21 protein-coding genes are annotated in these 20,610 nt (G+C 57.9%); 10 read left to right on the forward strand and 11 right to left on the reverse strand.

The genetic code is table 11. The features are described 5' to 3' along the window. Positions 1 to 23: 23 nt before the first annotated feature. Positions 24 to 518: an MFS transporter gene (locus N7D90_RS16760; protein WP_261739057.1), complete on the reverse strand. Its 495-nt coding sequence runs from the start codon at positions 516 to 518 to the stop codon at positions 24 to 26. A gap of 100 nt (positions 519 to 618) precedes the next feature. Here N7D90_RS16760 and N7D90_RS16765 point away from each other — a divergent pair, with 100 nt between their 5' ends. Beyond that, complete coding sequence (locus N7D90_RS16765; protein WP_261739058.1) at positions 619 to 2,664, forward strand: S9 family peptidase; 2,046 nt, start codon at positions 619 to 621, stop codon at positions 2,662 to 2,664. 211 nt (positions 2,665 to 2,875) lie between these two features. On the opposite strand, the gene N7D90_RS16770 is transcribed toward N7D90_RS16765, so the two are convergent. Then, positions 2,876 to 3,169 (reverse strand): hypothetical protein, encoded by a 294-nt coding sequence (locus tag N7D90_RS16770; RefSeq protein WP_261739059.1) that lies wholly within the window; start codon positions 3,167 to 3,169, stop codon positions 2,876 to 2,878. A gap of 82 nt (positions 3,170 to 3,251) precedes the next feature. On the opposite strand from N7D90_RS16770, the gene N7D90_RS16775 reads away from it, so the two are divergent. The 3 genes from N7D90_RS16775 to N7D90_RS16785 all read left to right on the forward strand — a co-directional run bounded on the left by N7D90_RS16775 (position 3,252) and on the right by N7D90_RS16785 (position 4,914). Further along, positions 3,252 to 3,938, forward strand: a complete 687-nt coding sequence (locus N7D90_RS16775) for a spermidine synthase (RefSeq protein WP_048382941.1) — start codon at positions 3,252 to 3,254, stop codon at positions 3,936 to 3,938. A gap of 52 nt (positions 3,939 to 3,990) precedes the next feature. Further along, a complete protein-coding gene (locus tag N7D90_RS16780) occupies positions 3,991 to 4,365 on the forward strand; it encodes a YajD family HNH nuclease (protein WP_003441620.1) in 375 nt (124 codons plus the stop codon). A 78-nt stretch (positions 4,366 to 4,443) separates the two neighbouring features. Further along, complete coding sequence (locus N7D90_RS16785) at positions 4,444 to 4,914, forward strand: RNA methyltransferase (protein WP_261739060.1); 471 nt, start codon at positions 4,444 to 4,446, stop codon at positions 4,912 to 4,914. A 1-nt stretch (position 4,915) separates the two neighbouring features. Here the strand turns inward: N7D90_RS16785 and N7D90_RS16790 are convergent, their stop codons facing one another. The 8 genes from N7D90_RS16790 to N7D90_RS16825 form a co-directional block, all read right to left on the reverse strand. Then, positions 4,916 to 5,965 (reverse strand): AI-2E family transporter, encoded by a 1,050-nt coding sequence (locus tag N7D90_RS16790; protein WP_261739061.1) that lies wholly within the window; start codon positions 5,963 to 5,965, stop codon positions 4,916 to 4,918. A gap of 73 nt (positions 5,966 to 6,038) precedes the next feature. Next, entirely contained in the window at positions 6,039 to 6,857 is an 819-nt protein-coding gene (locus tag N7D90_RS16795) for a DUF4892 domain-containing protein (RefSeq protein ID WP_261739062.1), read from the reverse strand. Positions 6,858 to 7,002: 145 nt separating this feature from the next. After that, entirely contained in the window at positions 7,003 to 7,857 is an 855-nt protein-coding gene (locus N7D90_RS16800) for an alpha/beta hydrolase (protein WP_261739063.1), read from the reverse strand. A gap of 12 nt (positions 7,858 to 7,869) precedes the next feature. Continuing rightward, positions 7,870 to 8,670 carry an alpha/beta fold hydrolase gene (locus N7D90_RS16805; RefSeq protein WP_261739064.1) on the reverse strand — a complete coding sequence of 267 codons (801 nt, stop codon included), beginning with the start codon at positions 8,668 to 8,670 and terminating at the stop codon, positions 7,870 to 7,872. A 112-nt stretch (positions 8,671 to 8,782) separates the two neighbouring features. Then, a complete protein-coding gene (locus N7D90_RS16810; protein ID WP_261739065.1) occupies positions 8,783 to 9,226 on the reverse strand; it encodes a hotdog fold thioesterase in 444 nt (147 codons plus the stop codon). A 125-nt stretch (positions 9,227 to 9,351) separates the two neighbouring features. Then, a complete protein-coding gene (sixA, locus tag N7D90_RS16815; RefSeq protein WP_261739066.1) occupies positions 9,352 to 9,801 on the reverse strand; it encodes a phosphohistidine phosphatase SixA in 450 nt (149 codons plus the stop codon). Then, a complete protein-coding gene (locus tag N7D90_RS16820; RefSeq protein WP_261739067.1) occupies positions 9,798 to 10,130 on the reverse strand; it encodes a DUF4389 domain-containing protein in 333 nt (110 codons plus the stop codon). The genes sixA and N7D90_RS16820 overlap by 4 nt, the downstream gene beginning before the upstream one ends. 18 nt (positions 10,131 to 10,148) lie before the next feature. After that, positions 10,149 to 11,174 (reverse strand): NAD(P)H-dependent glycerol-3-phosphate dehydrogenase, encoded by a 1,026-nt coding sequence (locus N7D90_RS16825; protein WP_261739068.1) that lies wholly within the window; start codon positions 11,172 to 11,174, stop codon positions 10,149 to 10,151. Positions 11,175 to 11,426: 252 nt separating this feature from the next. Between N7D90_RS16825 and N7D90_RS16830 the strand changes: the two genes are divergently transcribed. The 5 genes from N7D90_RS16830 to N7D90_RS16850 all read left to right on the forward strand — a co-directional run bounded on the left by N7D90_RS16830 (position 11,427) and on the right by N7D90_RS16850 (position 16,799). Continuing rightward, entirely contained in the window at positions 11,427 to 13,325 is a 1,899-nt protein-coding gene (locus tag N7D90_RS16830; protein WP_261739069.1) for an ATP-binding protein, read from the forward strand. A 249-nt stretch (positions 13,326 to 13,574) separates the two neighbouring features. Next, positions 13,575 to 14,090 (forward strand): 3-hydroxyacyl-[acyl-carrier-protein] dehydratase FabA, encoded by a 516-nt coding sequence (gene fabA / locus N7D90_RS16835; protein WP_003210552.1) that lies wholly within the window; start codon positions 13,575 to 13,577, stop codon positions 14,088 to 14,090. 11 nt (positions 14,091 to 14,101) lie between these two features. After that, on the forward strand, positions 14,102 to 15,322 hold the full coding sequence (fabB, locus tag N7D90_RS16840; protein WP_261739070.1) for a beta-ketoacyl-ACP synthase I: 1,221 nt from the start codon (positions 14,102 to 14,104) through the stop codon (positions 15,320 to 15,322). Positions 15,323 to 15,457: 135 nt separating this feature from the next. Next, complete coding sequence (locus N7D90_RS16845) at positions 15,458 to 15,874, forward strand: OsmC family protein (protein ID WP_261739071.1); 417 nt, start codon at positions 15,458 to 15,460, stop codon at positions 15,872 to 15,874. 64 nt (positions 15,875 to 15,938) lie between these two features. Continuing rightward, on the forward strand, positions 15,939 to 16,799 hold the full coding sequence (locus N7D90_RS16850; protein WP_261739072.1) for a pirin family protein: 861 nt from the start codon (positions 15,939 to 15,941) through the stop codon (positions 16,797 to 16,799). Between the two features lie 19 nt (positions 16,800 to 16,818). Here the strand turns inward: N7D90_RS16850 and N7D90_RS16855 are convergent, their stop codons facing one another. Next, positions 16,819 to 18,138 carry a Na+/H+ antiporter family protein gene (locus tag N7D90_RS16855; RefSeq protein ID WP_261739073.1) on the reverse strand — a complete coding sequence of 440 codons (1,320 nt, stop codon included), beginning with the start codon at positions 18,136 to 18,138 and terminating at the stop codon, positions 16,819 to 16,821. Between the two features lie 316 nt (positions 18,139 to 18,454). Here N7D90_RS16855 and N7D90_RS16860 point away from each other — a divergent pair, with 316 nt between their 5' ends. Further along, on the forward strand, positions 18,455 to 20,602 hold the full coding sequence (locus N7D90_RS16860; RefSeq protein WP_261739074.1) for a methyl-accepting chemotaxis protein: 2,148 nt from the start codon (positions 18,455 to 18,457) through the stop codon (positions 20,600 to 20,602). Positions 20,603 to 20,610 lie beyond the last annotated feature (8 nt).

Consider the following 20,610-nt stretch of genomic DNA (forward strand, 5'->3'; position numbering starts at 1 on the left):
CATTCAGGCTCGACGAAATAGGATTACAGCCGCGGCTCGACCCGGGACGGGGCCGATGCACGCGATGCGCCTTGTGGCGCATAACGATCATTGCCGGCCGAGCCAAATGGCTGGTCGTCTTCAGGATCGTGTTGATGGGCTTGTGCTGCCGCGTCGGCTTGCGCCTTGCGCGCCTTGCTGGCGCGCTCGATTGGCCAGCGGATCAACACAAACACAGCGTATAGACACAGCGCAATAATGGCGTACATCAGCAGGTCAGAGACGGCACGCCAAGCGTTGTTGCCGACTTTAAACGCCAGATCCAGCGCGGTAATAGCCACCGCTGGCGCGAATTGCTCTTTGACCGGGTCAATAATGGTCGGACTGAACAGCAGTACGGCCATTAACACGCGCAATGGTTCGCGCAGCCAGCGCCACATGAAGCGGGTCAGGCGGCACCATACGAGCAGGCAGCCAAAAGCTGCAAAGGCGTAAAGGCCCCAGGCGATCAGATAGTCGTTCTCGGTCATGGTATCCATGGTCGGCAGGCAATGAGACGCTATGATAACGGCTTTTAGGCAGTGCGGCTGCAACGCCGTCAGCGCCACTTCTTTTCATGCAGGTTTCAGAGAACACTTAATGACCGAATCAGCCCACGCCAATAGCGCTCCTATCGCACATAAGGTTGAGGGCTCAGACCCCTACTCGTGGTTGCAAAATCGCGATAGCGATGAAGTTTTAGACTACTTGAAAGCCGAAAACAGCTATCAGGAGGCACAACTGGCCGACCAGGCCACCTTGCGTGAGACGCTGTTTCAAGAGATCAAGGGCCGAATTCGCGAAACCGACCTGTCACTGCCCTCCCCTTGGGGGCCGTATCTGTACTACACCCGCACCAATGCCGGCGATGAGTACGCTCGCCATTACCGCTGCCCGCGCCCGGCCGATGACAGTCAGCAGGTCGACGAAAACGCCGAACACTTGCTGCTGGACCCCAACGCCCTGGCCGATGGCGGGTTTATTTCCCTGGGCGCATTCAGCATCAGCCCTGATCACCAGCGGCTTGCCTACAGCCTGGACACCAGCGGTGAAGAGGTTTATCGCCTGTTTGTCAAAGAACTGAGCAGTGGCGCTGTTACCGAACTGCCATTTGAAGACTGCGATGGCAGCATGACGTGGGCCAATGACAGCCAGACGCTGTTTTTCGCCGAGCTTGACGACACCCATCGCCCACACAAGTTGTTGCGTCATACCTTGGGCGAGACGCACGCCCACGAGGTGTTTCATGAGCCGGACGGACGTTTCTTCCTGCATTGCTATCGTTCGAGTTCCGAGCACCAGCTGATTTTGCTGCTCAACAGCAAAACCACCAGCGAAAGCTGGGTGCTGGACGCCGATCAGCCGCAGCAAGCCTTTAGCTGCTTGGCACCACGGATTGAAGGGCACGATTACAGCGTCGATCACGGCCTGTACGAAGGCCAATGGGCCTGGTTTATCCGCACCAATCAGGACGGCATTAATTTTGCCCTCTATTACGCCCTCGGCGAGGTGCCGACGCGCAATGACTGGCAGCAACTGATCGCCCACAGCGATAGCGTGATGCTGGAAGGCATGACCCTGAACACCCAAGCCTTGTGCCTGAGCCTGCGTGAAGGCGGCCTGCCGATCATTGAAGTGCGTCCCAACGATCTGCCGTCGTATCGCGTGCAATTGCCGGACGCGGCCTACAGCCTGTATGTGCAAGACAGCCTGGAATTTGACAGCAAGCATATTCGCCTGCGTTACGAAGCACTGAATCGCCCGGCACAAGTTCGACAACTGACGCTCAGCACCGGCGCGCAAAACGTGCTCAAGGAAACCCCGGTACTGGGGCCATTCAATGCCGATGACTACGTCAGCCAGCGCTTGTGGGCTACCGCACCGGATGGCACTCAGGTGCCGATCAGCCTGGTGGTCAAACGCGACGTCCTGGGCCAGCCTGTGCCGCTCTACCTGTATGGCTACGGCGCCTACGGTGAAAGTCTCGACCCGTGGTTTTCCCATTCGCGCCTGAGCCTGCTCGATCGAGGCGTAGTCTTTGCCATCGCCCATGTGCGTGGTGGCGGTGAACTGGGCGAAGCCTGGTATCGCGCGGGAAAACAGGAACACAAACACAACACGTTCAGCGATTTTATCGCCTGTGCCGAACACCTGATCGAACAGGGCCTGACCCGTAGCGAACAATTGGTCATCAGTGGCGGCAGTGCTGGCGGGCTGCTGATTGGTGCGGTGCTCAATCAACGTCCTGGGCTGTTCAAGGCGGCGATTGCCGAAGTGCCGTTCGTGGATGTGCTCAACACCATGCTCGACCCGGACCTGCCGTTGACCGTCACCGAATACGACGAATGGGGCAACCCGCAAGAGCCAGAGGTGTATGAGCGGATCAAGGCCTACGCACCGTATGAAAACGTCACAGCGCAAGCGTATCCGGCGATGCTGGTAATTGCTGGCTACAACGACAGTCGCGTGCAGTATTGGGAAGCTGCCAAATGGGTGGCCAAACTGCGCGCCAGCAAAACCGACGACAACCTGCTGCTGCTCAAGACCGAGCTGGAAGCAGGCCATGGCGGCATGAGCGGGCGTTATCAGGGCTTGCGCGATGTGGCGCTGGAATATGCGTTTGTGTTCAAGGTGCTGGGTATTTAACGGTCACGTAGCAGCTGACGAGCTCCGCGAGGCTGCGTCCGACGATGCAATCGTCGTAAACCCGGTATCCGCGATGTCTCTGAAACACCAAGGCTGAGTGGTTTTACGACTGCTTCGCAGCCGAACGTAGCCTCGCTCTACTCGTCAACTGCTACAGGGGTTTTGCTCGCCTTCGCGCTGTTCGTCAGCGGCTACACACGCTCGCGTACAGTCAGTCCTGAGAGGTTTTACCTTTCGAGTCTTTCGGTTCAAGCCCCGGTAGCGCTTGATCCTTGGGCGGTTGCGGCAGATCAATCGGTGGCAGCGGGATCAGGCTGCCACTCCCGGCTACCGGTTTTGGCACAGCGCGCGGGGTGATTTGCGGGTACGGGGTTGGCGTGGCAGTGCCTGGCGAACCCGGTGCCGCAGTCACGGGCGCGCTCGGAACAGTGGTTAATTCCGTTGCCTGGGCTGCACTTATCAAGAGCGCGCTCCATACAATGGCCGTTAGAATAGTGCGTTTCATCAATCACTCCGTTGCCAGACCGGCTTGTCTGCCCTCAGGCTACTCGTAACCTGCGGTTTTTGCCCCCTTCAATGAGATTTCCATGAAACGTTTTGTTTTGCTCGACACCACTCCAATCCCCGAAAACGGCGGTGCCTTGTGCCTGTTCGAGTATGGCGAAGACTTCGTGATCAAGATTCAGGGCGGTGACGGCGGCCAGCTGATGAACACCCGCATGCATGGCTCCGAAGACGCACTGGCCGAAATCCCCTGCCGCAAGGTCGCCGGGCGTCCGCAGTCGCGGGTCCTGATTGGCGGTCTGGGCATGGGCTTCACCCTGGCCTCGGCGCTCAAGCATTTGGGCAAGACTGCCGAAGTGGTAGTCGCCGAACTGGTACCCGGCGTCGTTGAATGGAATCGCGGCCCGCTGGGCGAAAAATCGGGTAACCCGCTACAGGACCCACGCACCGTGATCCGCATGGAAGACGTAGCCAAGGTCCTGCAAGCCGAACCCAGTGGTTTTGATGCGATCATGCTCGACGTCGACAACGGCCCTGAAGGCCTGACCCAAAAAGCCAATAGCTGGTTGTACTCAGCGGGCGGTTTGAGCGCCTGCGCCAAGGCCCTGCGCCCAAAAGGCGTGCTGGCGGTCTGGTCTGCCAGCGCTGACAAACAGTTTTCGGACAAACTGCGCAAAGCCGGTTTCAAGGCTGAAGAAGTGCAGGTGTTTGCCCACGGCAACAAGGGCACCCGGCACACGATCTGGATTGCAGAAAAAATCAAAGGCTGATCAACAGCTAAACTTAGCGACATAACCGTCATTAGTCTTACAAGGTGAACCCATGAGTTCGGCGAACCCACCCTCCCACACCGCCAAGCTGGATCGCATCCTGGCCGATGCCCAGCGTGACCGCGAAATGGGCTACCGCGACAAAGCCCTGAAAATGTACCCCCACGTGTGCGGCCGCTGCGCCCGTGAGTTTGCTGGCAAGCGCCTGAGCGAGCTGACGGTGCACCACCGCGACCACAACCACGATAACAACCCGCAAGACGGTTCCAACTGGGAACTGCTGTGCTTGTACTGCCACGACAACGAGCACTCTCGTTACACCGATCAGCAGTACTTTTCGGAAAGCTCCACCAGCAGCCCGAAAATTGCCAAGGCCACCCACAACCCGTTCGCGGCGTTGGCCGGGCTGATGAAGAAAGACGAGTAGCACACCGCCACTCCCACCGCAGGCCTATGCTGTGCCAATGCCGTATACTCGCGTCTTTTTTCGCAAAGGCTCGGGCACGTGGCAAACAAACGGTACAGCTGCATTGGTTTGTATAACCCCAAATCACCGGAAAACGTCGGTTCGGTGATGCGTGCGGCTGGTTGCTATAACGTGGCGTCGGTGTTTTACACCGGTAAACGCTATGAGCGCGCTCGCGACTTCGTCACCGACACCAAGAAAATCCATCAGGATATTCCTCTGATCGGTATCGACGATCTGAAAAAAATCATTCCGCTGGGCTGTATCCCGGTCGCGGTTGAGATGGTCGAGGGCGCGCGCTCCTTGCCTGAGTACACCCACCCTGACCGGGCGATTTATATTTTCGGCCCGGAAGACGGCTCGCTCGGCAAGGACGTGCTCGACTGGTGCGAAGACGTGATTTACATCCCTACCACGGGCTGCATGAACCTGGCCGCAACGGTCAATGTGGTGCTTTACGACCGTTTGGCCAAGGGCAAAAACACCCGCTCCGGGCCCAAGTTCGGCTAAGTCAGACCTTGTCTTTATTCTGCTGGCTGGAGCTCCAGTCCACCAGCAGGCTATATGCGATGGCAAGCAAGGTTGGGCCGATAAACAGGCCGATGAAACCAAAGGCTATCAAACCGCCAAACACGCCAAGCAGGACGATTACCAGCGGCAGGTTGCCGCCCCTGCTGATCAGATATGGTTTAAGCACGTTATCGACACCGCTGATGATCAGCGTGCCCCAAACACCCAGGAAGATCGCCATCCCGTAATCGCCCTTCCAGGCCAGCCAAGCCGTGGCCGGAATCCAGATCAGCGGCGGTCCCATCGGGATCAGGCTGAGCAGGAACGTTGCCAGCCCCAGCACCAATGCACCGGGCACTCCAGCGATAAGAAAGCCGATCAGCGCCAGCAATGCCTGGGCAGCTGCGGTGCCGATCACACCGTTAACCACTCGCTGCACAGTGCCCGCTACCAGCTCCTGGTAGTAGTCGGCACGATCACCAATCAACCGCTCAAGCAGACCGTGTACAAAGCTCGCCAGCCGCGGGCCATCACGGTAAAAAAAGAACACAAAGACAATACTCAGCGTCAATTCAAGAATGCCGCCGCCGATCTGTGCACTGCGAGCCAGTAACCAGTTACCCACCTGCCCCAGGTAGGGCTTGACCGCCAGAAGCATCGCCGCGCCCTGTTCATCGATGGTGTTCCATATCCCCACCAGACGTTCGCCCACCAGCGGGATACCGGCAATCCAGGCCGGAGCATCTGGCAAGCCTTCGAGCTGCACATCCTTGACGAAGGTGGTGGCATCACGCACATGGTCTGCCAGGTTTAGCCCCAGCCACACCAGCGGCACGGCCACCAACAGCATCCAGCCCAGGGTCAGGATGCTCGCGGCCAGCGATTCGCGGCCCTTGAGCAAGCGTGTCAGCAGGCGCATCAGCGGCCAGCTGGCAAACGCCAGCACTGCGCCCCAGAACAAGGCTGACCAGAATGGCGCCATCACCCACAGGCTGGCACCGAACAACACCAGCAGCAGAATCTGCACCAGCAGGCGATCGTTATTGAGCATGTATGTTCCGCAGAAAATTCAGAATAAAAGAAGGACGACGACTACGCAGAGTGTAGCCGTCGTTTGAAAAAGTTTAGCGTAGCAACTCGATATGCAGGCCCTTGGCCTGACCATTACCCAGTTCCATTCGGGCAGCCCGTACCCCGTTATTGATCAACGCATCGCGCCAGGCGGAAGCCTGGGCACCGGTCAAACTGACCCTGGAAGTCGCATCAAGGTTCAATGCTCTTGAGATCAACGTCAGCCACTGTGCATCCGGCTCACCGCTGAGCTTGGGGAAGTCCAGTTCGCCGGTACTTTTCAACTGGCGCTGCAAGGTGGCCGAGGTCGGAAGCAACTCACCCAGATCGGCACTCGCCTGCAGTTGTTCGACGTGCAGATAGGCTTTGCGGTTGCCCCGATTGATGCCGTACAAGGCAATCAGTTGGTTCTGCTCGGGAGCCGCTCGACGCAGCAACAAGTAGGTCTGTTGCTCATCAGAACCGACCAGTTTGGAATTACCGAAAATCTCATTGGCCCAGATGCTGCTTTCGCCACAGTCACGAGCCTGGCACCAGAACAGCAATTCGGCACCCTGCTTTTGCAGTGCTTCACGGGCAGCGGTAAAGGCTTCGGTGGCCGAATGTTCGGCAGGCAACTCGTAGGTCACAGCCGTGGTCTGACCACGGGTATTGATCTGTCCCTCGAATCGCAGGCGGCCGCTGATCTTACGGATCGAGCCCATCGGGTAAATACGCTCGACGTCAGGTTTAACGGTGTAATCGACAATTTGCGCGTCCGCGAGGCGCGGCACATCGGGCAAATCGTGGCTACCGGGTACATCACTGGCCCACAGTAGCGGGCTAAAACAGCTCAGTCCCAACGCCCAGATATAACGATTGGGTATTTTCATCGGCGTACATCACCGAGTGCTAGCGTGTGGCTCAGCATCCTCACGATAGAGACCGGGTGGCCTTTCGAGGTCGCAGCGGTGTAGAGATCTATCATGGTTGTCTCCCATTTCAACCCGCCAAGCCTCGACAGTTGGTAGCCGCAAGTCAAGGAACGGCGAAGAACCGATTGAAACAGTCTGCAACAAGGATCGCCCCTGCCTCGTCATTCAGGTGCAAATGATGGCCACCTGGTAACCGTTCCAGTGTGAAGGGTAGTCGATCCAGCAGCTCGGGATGATTGGCCAGCATGCCCTGCTCTGCCACCACCAGCGTCGTAGGGCAACTCACCCGCCGAACGAAGGACATTGCCTGCTCGTCACTCAGGCGCAAGGGCGACGGTAATGTCAGCCGGCTGTCGCTACGCCAGCTGTAACCTCCTGGCACCGGCATCAGACCGCGCTGGGCCAGCAGTTCTGCCGCCTCACGACTGACGGCAACCAGACCTTTCATTCGCGCCTCAACGGCCCGGTCGAGGGTCGGATGCACTGACTTGCGTTTGTGCTCCAGGTCGAGTTGCGCCTGCAGGGCTTGCCCCATGCGCTCAGCCGTATCCCCTTCAGGGCCGCTGCGCAACACGATGCCATCAATCAGCGCCAGCCGGGTCACCCGCTCAGGGAACGATCCGGCAATGACTACCGACACAATCGCCCCCAGCGAGTGGCCCAACAGGGCAAACCGATCCCAACCCAGTTGCTCGGCCACACGCAGCACATCAAAGGCATAGTCCGCCAACGCATACCCGGCTCCGCGTGGCCGGTGATCCGAATAACCATGCCCGGCGAAATCCAGCGCCACGATGCGCAACTCCGACAGTTTTGGCGCCAGCCGGGCAAAGCTGTTGGCGTTGTCCAGCCAACCGTGCAGGGCAATTACGGGCAGCCCGTCTTCGGGACCAAAAATGTGTGCGGCCAGTTCGATATGCGGCAGGCTAAGACGAATTTCTTCAACCACAGGGCTCATGCAAGGTGCTCTTTAGAGGCCAGGATAACGAAGCTCCCAGCGGGCAAAAATCTGTTTCAGCAGGCTGGCGGTGTCCTGCGGCTGCTCCAGCGGGAACATGTGCCCGCCCGGCACACTCAGCGACTCTCCGTTGGGCATGCGGGCAACAGCCTTGGCATGATGGCTCATGACTACCCGGCTGTCGCGCCCGCGAACCACGGTCAACGGCACCTGCAACTGAAAGGCTCGACCGGGACTGGTATGCGGGACGCTGCGATAGATGTCGATCTCTGTTGCCGGGTCAAAGCTCAGCCGCAAGCGGTCATCCACAGGCCGCAACCCATGCTCCAGATAGGCTTCAAAGCAGTCGGGATCAAAGCTGCGAAACAGCGATTTGCCTGCAAAGTAAGCGCGCGCCGCTTCCCGGTCGGCAAACTCTTCACGCCGTCCCAGCGTGCGACCGGCCGGGGTCAGACGATCGATCAGGCCAAAGCGTTTGGCCGCACGAATCACCCACTGGTCGGTACGCGTCAGCACCGGTGAATCCAGCATGACTACGCCTCGGTACAGGTGCGGACAGCGGATAGCGGCATGCAGATGCAGCATCCCGCCCAACGAATGGCCCACCCCCAGCACGGGTTCGTCTTGCTGTTGCAGATGGAAGATCAGTTCATCAACAAGGTTGTGCCAGTTGTTGTCCACCGGATAACGCGGGTCATGCCCGTGCTGTGGCAGATGAGCCACGCGGTAATCCGGCGCAAGGGCACGGAACAGCTTTGCGTACGTGGCCGAAGGGAAGCCATTGGCATGGGCGAAAAAAATCTGCCGAGACATACAAGGCGTCCAGATGTAGGAGGTATGCCGTATTGTCTGCAGGAAGATTCTTCATATCAATGACCGTATGCGCCATGAGTGACGACACTACGGCCATTATCTGGCCGTTTGATCACCGAGCTGGTGGTGTTTCACCCAAAGGAACGACGGCGATGGTCAGCCGGGAAATACAGTTGTTTTTGCCGCTGTCATCGCTCAGGCGGATATCCCAGACATGGGTCGTGCGGCCTATGTGCACCGGGCGGGCCACTGCGCTCACCCGGCCGCTACGCACGCCACGCAAGTGGTTGGCGTTGACCTCGAGGCCAACACAATAGAATTTGGTGGTGTCGACACACAGAAAGCTGGCCATCGAACCCAAGGTTTCGGCCAGGACCACCGAGGCGCCACCATGTAACAGGCCAAAGGGTTGATGAGTGCGATGATCGACCACCATGCTCGCGGTGATTGAGTTGTCATCGAAGGCATCGAAGGTGATGTCCAGCACGTCGCAAATCGTGTTGTTGCGCATTGAATTCAAGTACGCCAGATCTGGCGGGGTGGTCCACAAGCTCATGTGGTCATTCCTAGGTCAGTGAATGTGGGTGGCGGAACCATTGGCCTTCAACGCAACGTCAAAATGCCATGGGTCCGCCACCAACTATCTTTCACTACGACCAACATGCGCAACCGCAGGACTGATCAAGGGTGATACGCACTGAGCAAGGTCATGCTGCCCGCCAGCGGCCACTCACCTTCAAGCTCCACCAGGCTGGCCGTCTGCATGGGCTGGGGCTGGCGCAAATGGCCGTGCAGCAACAAGCTGATCAACTCGCCCACAAACGGCTGATGGCTGACCAACAATACATTGCCGCTGTCCGCAAGTTTGCTGACCGCGTCCCTGGGCTCGCTCTCGGGTGTCAGCCACGGCACGGTAATGAGCTCGGAAGTGAAACCCAAGGCCTTGCGTACCAGCTCGGCGGTCTGCTGAGCCCGCACATAAGGGCTGACCAAAATGCAGTCCAGCGGCTGGCCGATCAATCGGGCGGCGCTATGCAGTACTTGCTCCCGACCATGGGCCGTGAGTTCGCGCTCGGCATCTCGCCGGGCGTGGGGCTGGGCTTCGCCATGACGCAAAATCCAGACTTTCATGGCTTGGTCTCTTCGCCCTTGGCGGCTTGCCCGTAAGGCGCTTCACCTTCAGGGGCACGCGGAGCTGGCCAGTCTGCAAACGGCCAGGGTTTTTGCTCGGTGTGAAAGCTGCCGAAACGGCCGATCTGCGCCAAATAAAGGCTCAGGCTGTCGCCAAAGTTCATCAGGCAACCGTTGGGCGCGCCATACACCAAGCGGTAAATCAGTTGCACCAGCACCAGCCCGCCGAGGACCAGTTGTGCTACCTGCCAGACCAGCAAGAAAACCAGCATCCACAGCACGCGCAAAATGATGGACTCGTACTTGGGCGCGTTTTTAGTGTCGTTCATCTACTGCTCCTGTCGTGCTCAGTTAAAACCGCTGGTGGAAATAAAGTCGACATCGGTCTTCGGTTCGCCGCGCATCAACTGCCCGATCACCTGGTCCAGGGTATAACCCTCGAACAAAATAGCGTGCAGGCCAGCAACCAGCGGCATGTATACGTTCAGCTCCTGTGCCTTGGCCTTGAGCACCTTGAGGGTGTTCACGCCTTCGGCCACTTCCCCCAGCCGAGCAACCGCGTCTTCGAGGCTCAGCCCCTGCCCCAAGGCAAAGCCGACCTGATAGTTACGGCTTTTGGGGGATGAGCAAGTGACAATCAAATCACCTACACCAGCCAGACCGAGAAAAGTCATGGGGTTGGCGCCCTGGCTCACGGCAAATCGGGTCATTTCTGCCAATGCACGGGTAATCAACATGCTCTTGGTATTTTCACCCATGCCCAACGCCACCGCCATGCCGGCGATGATCGCGTAAACGTTTTTCAACGCCCCGCCCAACTCCACCCCAAACCGGTCGGCACTGGCATAGACCCGGAAGGTACGCCCGTGCAGTGCGGCCTGAACGCGACTACAAAGGTCTTCGTCGGCACTGGCGACTACGGTGGCGGTCAGGGCATGCTCGGCAACCTCCCGCGCCAGGTTAGGCCCGGACAGCACGCCAATGCGCGCTTGAGGGGCAATTTCTTCAAGGATTTCGCTCATCAGTTTGAAACTGTGAGCCTCAATTCCTTTGGTCAGGCTGACCAGCATTTTGCCGCTCAAACGCTCGGCATGTGCCGCCAGCACACTGCGCAAGGCGCTGGACGGCAAGGCTACAAAACATAGCTCACAGGCTTCGAGTGCTGCCTGCAGGTCGGTTACCGGCTCGACCCCGGGATGAATCTTGATGCCTTTAAGGTAACGTGGGTTTTCTCGATTGAGGCGAATCGCCTCGGCTTGCTCGGGGTCGCGCATCCACTGATGTACACGATGACCGTTCTCTGCCAGCAAGTTGGCCACGGCGGTGCCAAAGCTTCCGCCTCCCAAGACCGCAATAGCGCGCTGTTCAGTCATATGCAATCCCGTAATCCATCTAGCAGTGGCAATGGCGGCATTATACGGAGCACATCACCCGCGACCAGCCCCATGGCATATGGATGGCTTTGACTGAAAAAGTACCGCACCTCGGTTAACATGGTGTTCTGGTTCTCACCTTCAAGAGGCAGCACTGCTGTACTTCAAAATGAACGACTGCAAGTCAAGGATGACAATCAACATAGGCCATGTGTTTGCTGGCTGGCGACTCTCTGAAGGAGCCCCACTCCCATGATGGCTCGCACTCGGTGGGACATCCACACCCGCACTCAGATGATGAGCCTAGGCCCGGCGTTGTTATTGACCTTGTTGTTGATCAGTTTTTTTACCTTTGTAAGAATCCAGGACTTGCGCCAGGAGCTCAAGCACACGGGTCAGTTGATCGCCAACCAACTGGCACCCGCCACCGAGTACGGGGTCATCACCGGGAACACTCATGTTCTGGAAACCCTGATAAACGCCTCTCTGAACATTCCGCACGTACAGTTTGTGCAAGTACAGAACCGTACCAACGACGTGCTGGCCCACGCAGAGCACCCAACATCCAGCGCAGAACAAGGGTCGCAGGTTGAAGTGTTCCAGGCTTCCGTAAGGCTGCAAAAGAACCCCTCGGGGAGTTTTTCTCTGGTGAGCAATGACCAGCTGCCAGCACCCGCAGAAGACTATCTGGGACGGGTACTGGTTGGCATGTCCGGGGAGGCGTTCAGTTCCCGCCAGCAAGAAATCCTGCTCAAGGCCGTGATTCTTGCCTTGTTTGCACTGGGGTTCACTTACCTCCTGGCCAGACGCCTGGCATCAAACTTGTCCAAGCCCATCAGTGATATGAGCAACGCGGTCAAGGCGATCCAGCAAGGCGACTACAAGCGTCCCTTGCCGGTCGTCGACGATGGCGAGCTGGGCAGCCTGGCCCAACACATCAACAACCTGGCCGAGGGCCTTGAACAGGCCAGCCGCGAGCAGCAGACAGCCATTGCGCAGCTGATTCAGACCCGCGAAGAGGCCGAGCGGGCCAACCGCGCCAAAACCGATTTTCTGGCAATGATGAGCCACGAGCTGCGCACGCCAATGAATGGCGTATTAGGGATGCTGCAACTGCTGGAAACCACAGAGATGACCGACGAGCAGGCTGAATATGCCGCCCTCGCGTCGGAGTCCACCGAACATTTGCTCAAGGTCATCAACGATATCCTCGACTTCTCGCGAATCGAACGTTCGGCGCTTGAGCTGGAGCACATCCCCTTCAGCCTTGCAGAGTTGGTCAGCAACTGCGCTCAGGCGTTCCAGCACAGCGCCGGGCAACGCGGGTTGCGTTTGCAACTGACTATCCCCGAGGGCTTGCAAGACTTGCACGTCCTGGGCGACCCGACCCGAATCCGGCAAATTCTGGTCAACCTGATCGGCAACGCCTTGAAGTTCACCGAACATGGCCAGGTGAGTATCGAACCGCTTTGGCAACAGCTGGATCACGAGTTGATCTGGTTTACCTGCGCCGTGCGCGACAGTGGTATCGGCATCAGCAGCGAAAAGCTGGACTCCATGTTTACAGCCTTCCAGCAGGCTGACAGTTCGATTTCGCGGCGTTATGGCGGTACAGGGCTGGGACTGCCCATCGCCCGTACGCTGGCTGAGCGCATGGGCGGCTCACTGCACGCCGCGAGCGAAGAAACACAAGGCTCGGTGTTCACCCTGGAAATCCCGTTGGAGCTGCATCAACCCATAGCACTCAGCCCACGGCCTGTACCAGAAGCTGAAGCAACATGTACGCCTGGGCGTAAAGTCCTGCTGGTGGAAGATAATCTGGTCAATCAGACCGTGATTGAAGCCATGTTGAGCAGCCTAGGGTATGAGGTGAGTATGGTCAGCGATGGCGCACAAGCCATTCATTTCGCCAACACCGAGCGCTTCGCCGCGATCCTGATGGATTGTCGGTTGCCGATCATCAACGGCTACGAGGCCACTCGGCAAATTCGCCAACTGCCCGGCTGCGCGACCCTGCCCATCATCGCCTTGACCGCCAACGCCTTGCAGGGTGATCGGGAAACCTGCCTGCAGGCTGGAATGAACGATTACCTGGCCAAGCCGTTCAAACGAGCTGATCTGGAACAAATTCTGCAGCGCTGGGTCCAGTAACTTATGGCTAATAAGCCACCTGCGACTGGCGTTAAACACAAAAGTGCGGCAGTCTTAGACACCCGAATGGGCCACTGAACCGGCCCGATTTAAATTTTCAGTGCACAAGTGTACATTCTTGCCCTTTGCGCTGTGACTTTCACTACAACGCAATAGTCTATGTGTAGGCTGGCGAACTGGGACGTGTACGTTTCGGTTGGTCGGGAAGATTTGCCCCACCCTGCCGCATGGGATTATTGAGGAGCTCGCATGACCAAACAAAACGCCTTTACTCGGGAAGATTTGCTGCGCTGTAGCCGCGGCGAGCTGTTCGGCCCGGGTAACGCGCAACTGCCCGCCCCTAACATGCTGATGGTGGATCGCATCACCCATATCAGTGAAGAGGGTGGCAAGTACGGCAAAGGTGAATTGGTCGCCGAGCTGGATATCACCCCGGACCTGTGGTTTTTCGCCTGCCATTTCGAAGGCGATCCGGTGATGCCAGGCTGCCTGGGCCTCGACGCCATGTGGCAGTTGGTAGGTTTCTATCTCGGCTGGCAAGGTCTGCCGGGCCGCGGTCGTGCCTTGGGCTCGGGCGAAGTGAAGTTCTTTGGCCAGGTCTTGCCGACCGCCAAGAAAGTCACCTACAACATTCAAATCAAGCGCGTCCTCAAAGGCAAACTGAACCTGGCCATTGCCGATGGTTCGGTGACTGTCGACGGTCGCGAGATTTATACAGCCGAAGGCCTTCGGGTCGGCGTATTTACTTCCACTGACAACTTTTAAGGGTTATCCGCATGCGCCGCGTCGTTATCACTGGTCTGGGCATCGTTTCGTGCCTGGGCAATGACAAAGAGACCGTCTCCGCTAACCTGCGTGCAAGTCGCCCTGGCATCCGATTCAACCCGGAATATGCCGAAATGGGTCTGCGTAGCCAGGTTTCCGGCTCCATTGACCTGCCTCTCGAAGAGCTGATCGATCGCAAGATCTATCGCTTCGTCGGCCACGCAGCGGCTTATGCCTACTTGGCCATGAAAGACGCCATCACTGATTCGGGCCTGACCGAGGAGCAAGTCTCCAACCCGCGTACCGGCCTGATCGCCGGTTCCGGCGGCGCGTCGACCCTGAACCAGATGGAAGCGCTGGACATCCTGCGCGAAAAAGGCGTCAAGCGTGTTGGTCCGTATCGCGTTACGCGGACCATGGGCAGCACCGTTTCTGCCTGCCTGGCCACTCCCTTCAAAATCAAGGGCGTGAACTACTCGATCTCCTCAGCCTGCGCTACCAGTGCACATTGCATCGGTACTGCGGTTGAGCAGATCCAGCTGGGTAAGCAGGACATCGTGTTTGCTGGCGGCGGCGAAGAAGAACACTGGAGCCAGTCGTTCCTGTTCGACGCCATGGGCGCGCTGTCCACTCAATACAACGACACGCCTGAAAAAGCGTCCCGTGCCTACGACAAAAACCGTGATGGCTTCGTCATCGCCGGTGGTGGTGGCATGGTCGTGGTTGAAGAGCTGGAACACGCTCTGGCTCGTGGCGCCAAAATCTACGCCGAAATCGTCGGCTACGGCGCGACGTCCGACGGCTACGACATGGTTGCTCCAAGCGGCGAAGGCGCCATCCGCTGCATGCAGATGGCAATGTCTACCGTTGACGGCCCGATCGACTACCTCAACACCCACGGCACCTCTACTCCGGTAGGCGACGCCAAGGAAATGGAAGGTGTTCGTGCGGTGTTCGGTGACAAGGCGCCAGCCATCAGCTCGACCAAGAGCCTGTCGGGTCACTCCCTGGGCGCCGCAGGCGTTCACGAAGCGATCTACTGCTTGCTGATGATGGAAGGCAACTTCATCGCCGGTTCTGCCAACATCGAGGAGCTGGACCCGGCTGTCGCTGACATGCCGATCCTGACCAAGACTCGCGAAGACGTCACGCTGAACAACGTGATGAGCAACAGCTTCGGCTTCGGTGGCACTAACGCCACTCTGGTTCTGAAGCGCTGGGTTGGCAAATAAGCCCACCCCTCGCGAAGTAAAAATGCCCCGGCTGGCCTAACCAGTCCGGGGCATTTTTTTGTCTAATGGAACGCATGCCGCTCGGGATGCTCTATAAAGATCAGGACCTTTATCACTGCCACTCCGAGGTTTGCCATGACTGTTACTGTTAATACCGAGTCCCACGAGGGTTTTCGTCACAGCATTAAAATCGACGATCACGAAGTGTTTACCGATTTGCCCAAATCAATGGGCGGCGAAAGCTCTGCACCCTCCCCCCATGATTACTTCGATGCCGCCCTCGGTGCCTGCAAGGCGCTGACGCTCAAGCTCTACGCACAAAAGAAAGACATCCCGCTGACCGGGGTCACAGTTGAAGTCAAACACGACGCCAGCGAAGAACAGAAAGGCAAATACGCCCTGCACGTCAAACTGACACTCAAGGGCGTGCTCACCGATGCCCAGCGCGATGAACTGCACAACGTGGCCGACAAGTGCCCGGTGCATAAATTGATGACCACCGCCGAGATCACCATCGAAACCCACCTGTCTGAAGGCGCTTTCAGCCAGTAGCGCCCCGGCAGGACCGAGCAGCGTTGGGTTATGCTCAACGCTTCTCCATCTCCAGGATCCTCCCATGCAGACACTGACCGTGATTCGGCCGCGCGCCGAGGATGTCGAAGGCCAACCGATCCTGCGCCCACTGCCTTCAGCCAAATGCCGCAGCGTCGGGCCTTTTGTGTTTTTCGATCACATGCTGCCTACCCACTACCCGCCCGGTCACGGGATGAATATCCGACAGCATCCGCACATTGGCCTGTCCACTTTGACTTATCTGTTTGAAGGCCAACTGCAACACAAGGACAGCCTGGGCTCCGACCAACAGGTTGGCCCTGGCGAAGTCAGCTGGATGACAGCTGGTGCGGCCATTGCCCACATCGAACGCACGCCTTCCTCCCTGCTGGCCCAGGGCTCAAGCATGCACGGGCTGCAGGTGTGGCTGGCGTCCCCGAAAGAACACGAGAAAGGCCCAGGACACTACAGCCATCATCATCCCGACAGTTTGCCGGTCAGCGAAAGTCTGGGGGTGAGGATTCGTCTGATTGCAGGCACAGGCTTTTGCCTGACATCTACGGTGCCAGTGCTTTCACCGACCCTGTATGCCGAAATACACATGCAAACGGCCACCACCCTGCTTATCCCGGCGGAACACCCGGAGCGCGCGCTGTATGTGCTGGAAGGTGAAGTACAACTGGACGGCCAGACACTTGAGGCACGCACCCTGGTCTTGCTGCCGGAGGGCGAAGACATGACGCTGTACGCACAGGGTGACTGCCATCTGATGCTGATCGGCGGCGCGCCACTGGATGGACCGCGCCGCATGAACTGGAACTTCGTTGCCAGTGATCCGGCGCTGATCGAGCAGGCAAGAACCCGCTGGGCTGCAGGAGATTGGCCGACCGTCCCCGGAGAAACCGGGCGTATCGAACTGCCCTGAAGCCCGGCGCGTCGAGCGCTTACAAGACCATAGCCGCGACCCAACCAAAGGCCAGTAATGGCAAGTTGTAATGCAGGAACGTGGGCACCACGGTGTCCCAGATATGATGATGTTGACCGTCAATATTCAGGCCGGAGGTCGGACCCAACGTGGAGTCCGACGCCGGAGAACCCGCATCACCCAAGGCTCCCGCAGTACCTACGATGCAAACGATGGCCATCGGGCTGAAACCCAGCTGCACGCACAGCGGTACAAAAATAGCCGCCAGAATCGGCACCGTCGAAAACGACGAGCCGATGCCCATGGTCACCAGCAAACCCACCAGCAACATCAGCAGCGCACCCACGCCTTTGCTGTGGTTAATCCAGCCAGCAGATGCCTCAACCAGCGATTTAACCTCGCCCGTGGCCTTCAGAACTTCGGCAAAACCCGAGGCTGCGATCATGATGAAACCAATCATGGCCATCATTTTCATACCTTCGGTAAACAGATCGTCAGTCTCGCGCCAACGCACAATCCCCGAGGCCGAGAAAATCAGGAAACCCGACAACGCACCAATGATCATGGACCCCAGCCACAGCTGAATAATAAACGCCGCAGCAATGGCCACACCGGCCACCAGCAATGTGCGGGGGTTATAGCTGACGGCTACCTGCTCAACCTGTTCGATTTTGGCCAGATCATATTCGCGTTTTTTGCGGTAGCTGATAAAAACCGCCACCAGCAAGCCAAACAACATACCCAGGGCCGGGATTGCCATCGCGTGTGTGACATTGACCTGGCTGATATCCACGCCACTTTTACTGACGTTGGCGAGCAGGATCTGATTGAGGAAGATATTGCCAAAGCCCACTGGCAAGAACATGTACGGCGTGATCAAACCAAAGGTCATGACACAGGCGATCAAGCGTCGGTCAATTTTCAGCTTGGTCAGTACATACAACAGAGGCGGAACCAATAAAGGAATAAAGGCGATGTGAATCGGCACGATGTTCTGCGAAGCAATAGCCACAACCAGCAACAAACCGATCAATAACCATTTGACGCTATTACCCCCGACAGCATGTTGCCTGTTGACCATCATCAACGCTTTGTCCGCCAAGGCATGGGCCATGCCCGACTTGGCGATGGCCACTGCAAAAGCGCCCAACATGGCGTAGGACAACGCAACCTGCGCGCCACCACCCAGGCCACCGTTAAAAGCGTTGAGCGTTGCTTCGATACCCAGACCACCCACGAGACCGCCAACGACGGCACCCACAATCAGTGCGATTACCACATGCACACGGGACAGACTGAGCACCAGCATGATGCCGACCGCGGCAATTACTGCATTCATTATTACAACCTCATAGCGCGCACCACGATAAAACACCGTAAAGCGGAAAATTTCGGGCAACAGACGACTGTTCCAATCGCCGGATCTGGAAGGGTTGACCTATTTGGGGGCGCACACTTTGCAGCACCTCCAGCCCCTTGTCAAAGCGCGTGCCAACAGGCTCCCACCAATCCACCTCCGCAGGCCTTAACCCTAGTATTTAAAGGGCTAAATCAGCTTTATAAACACCGATTGGATGACTAATAACTCTGGCTTTCGGGTAAAGAAAAAACCCGCACGGCCGCTAACAATGAAAGCCCCTTTTTAGGATGTATCCATGTCGCTTAGACAGCTTTCCATCCAATGGAAAATCACCCTCCTCGCCGGACTCTGCCTGCTGGGCGTTGTCACCTTGCTGGTGGGGCTTTCTCTCTATCGCATGGATCACACCGCCGACCTGGTAGAGGCTTCAAGTTCGCAGATGCTTAATGATTCTGCCCAAGCTCGCATTGAGGCCCAGGGTGAAGCCCAGGCACTGGCTATCAGTCGCCAGTTTATGGACGCCTATCAGTACGGCAACGGCTTCGCCCGACAAGTCCTGTTTTTACGTGAGCAATCCGAGAAACGCTTTCTGGATGCCTTCGACCTGCGTGAAGACCTGACCCGCCAGGTAAAAGCCGCGCTGCAAGCCAATCCGGACCTGCTGGGGCTGTCGCTGGTGTTTGAAGCCAACGCGCTGGATGGCAAGGACGCACTGTTCGACCATCAAAAAGAGCTGGGCAGCAATGACAAGGGGCGCTTTGCCCTGTACTGGTCGCAACCGACACCGGGCAAACTGACCTCGATGGCACTGCCTGAGAAGGACATGGCCGACACCAGCACCGGGCCCAGCGGCCAAGCCAATAACACATGGTTTACCTGCCCACGTACGACGCGTAAACCGTGCATCATCGAACCGTATTTTTATGAGATCGACGGGCAAAACGTATTGCTGACCAGCATCGTGTTCCCACTGATTGTTGACGGCAAAGTCATCGCGTCACTGTCGGTCGATATCAACCTCAACAGCTTGCAAGCCATCAGCCTGCAAGCCAGTCAGAAGCTGTACAAAGGGGAAACCCGTGTGGGCATCATCAGTTCGGCAGGGATACTGGCCGGGTTCAGTGCTGATGCCAGCAAGCTTTCCCAGCGCCTTGACCAGGTAGACCTCAACGATGGCGCTCAACTGACTCGGATGATGGCCGGGAGTGATCAGGCACAAAGCATTCGCAGCCAGCAGCGCTTGAAAGTCCTGACCCCCTTCCTGCCGATCCCCGGCAGCAAGCCTTGGGCCGTATTACTCGACGTACCGGAAAAAATATTGCTTGGACCGGCCCAAGCGCTGCAAGTCGAACTGGATGAAGGCAATAAAGCCGGGGCCCTGGTCGAGTTGGCCTGGGGTTCACTCGCTGCAATCATCGGACTGATGCTCGTGTGGCTGATGGCCCGTAGCGTTACACGTCCAATCCTCAGCGTGGCCAACATGCTCGAAGATATTGCCAGCGGTGAAGGCGATCTGACTCGTCGCCTGGCTTACGATAAAAAAGACGAACTGGGCGAACTGGCCAGTTGGTTCAACCGTTTTCTCGACAAACTGCAACCAACCATCGCCGAGGTTAAACGCTCGGTTCAGGATGCCCGCAGTACGGCCGATCAGTCGGCTGCCATTGCCACCCAGACCAGTGCCGGCATGGAACAGCAATACCGTCAGGTCGATCAGGCGGCCACCGCCTCCCACGAGATGAGCGCAACGGCACAGGACGTGGCACGCAGTGCTGCGCAGGCTGCCCAGGCCGCTCGTGATGCCGATCAGGCGACACGCCAAGGCCTCACCATCATCGACCGCACCACCACCAGCATCGACCATCTGGCTGCCGACATGAGCGTGGCCATGGCACAAGTCGAAGGGCTGGCGGCCAATAGTGAAAAAATAGGCTCGGTGCTGGAAGTTATTCGTGCGATTGCCGAACAGACCAACCTGCTCGCCCTGAATGCTGCAATCGAAGCAGCGCGGGCAGGCGAAGCCGGGCGCGGTTTTGCCGTGGTGGCTGACGAAGTACGCAATCTGGCACGCCGGACCCAGGAATCGGTTGAGGAAACCCGGCTGGTCATCGAGCAACTGCAGGCAGGCACCCAGGAAGTGGTGAGCTCCATGGGCAATAGCCATCGCCAAGCCCAGGGCAGTGTCGAGCAAGTGGGACAAGCGGTGACGGCCTTGCAGCAAATCGGTGATGCCGTGACCGTGATCACCGACATGAACTTGCAGATTGCCAGTGCAGCAGAAGAGCAAAGTGCCGTAGCGGAAGAAATCAACACCAACATAGCCACTATTCGCGATGTAACCGAGTCATTGTCTGAACAGGCCAATGAGTCTGCGCGGGTCAGCCAATCACTCAACGCACTGGCCAACCAGCAGCAAGGGTTGATGGACCAATTTCGCGTGTGATCTGCTGG

The organism is Pseudomonas fragi (assembly GCF_025426255.1).
GTDB classification, from domain to species: Bacteria; Pseudomonadota; Gammaproteobacteria; order Pseudomonadales; family Pseudomonadaceae; genus Aquipseudomonas; species Aquipseudomonas kulmbachensis.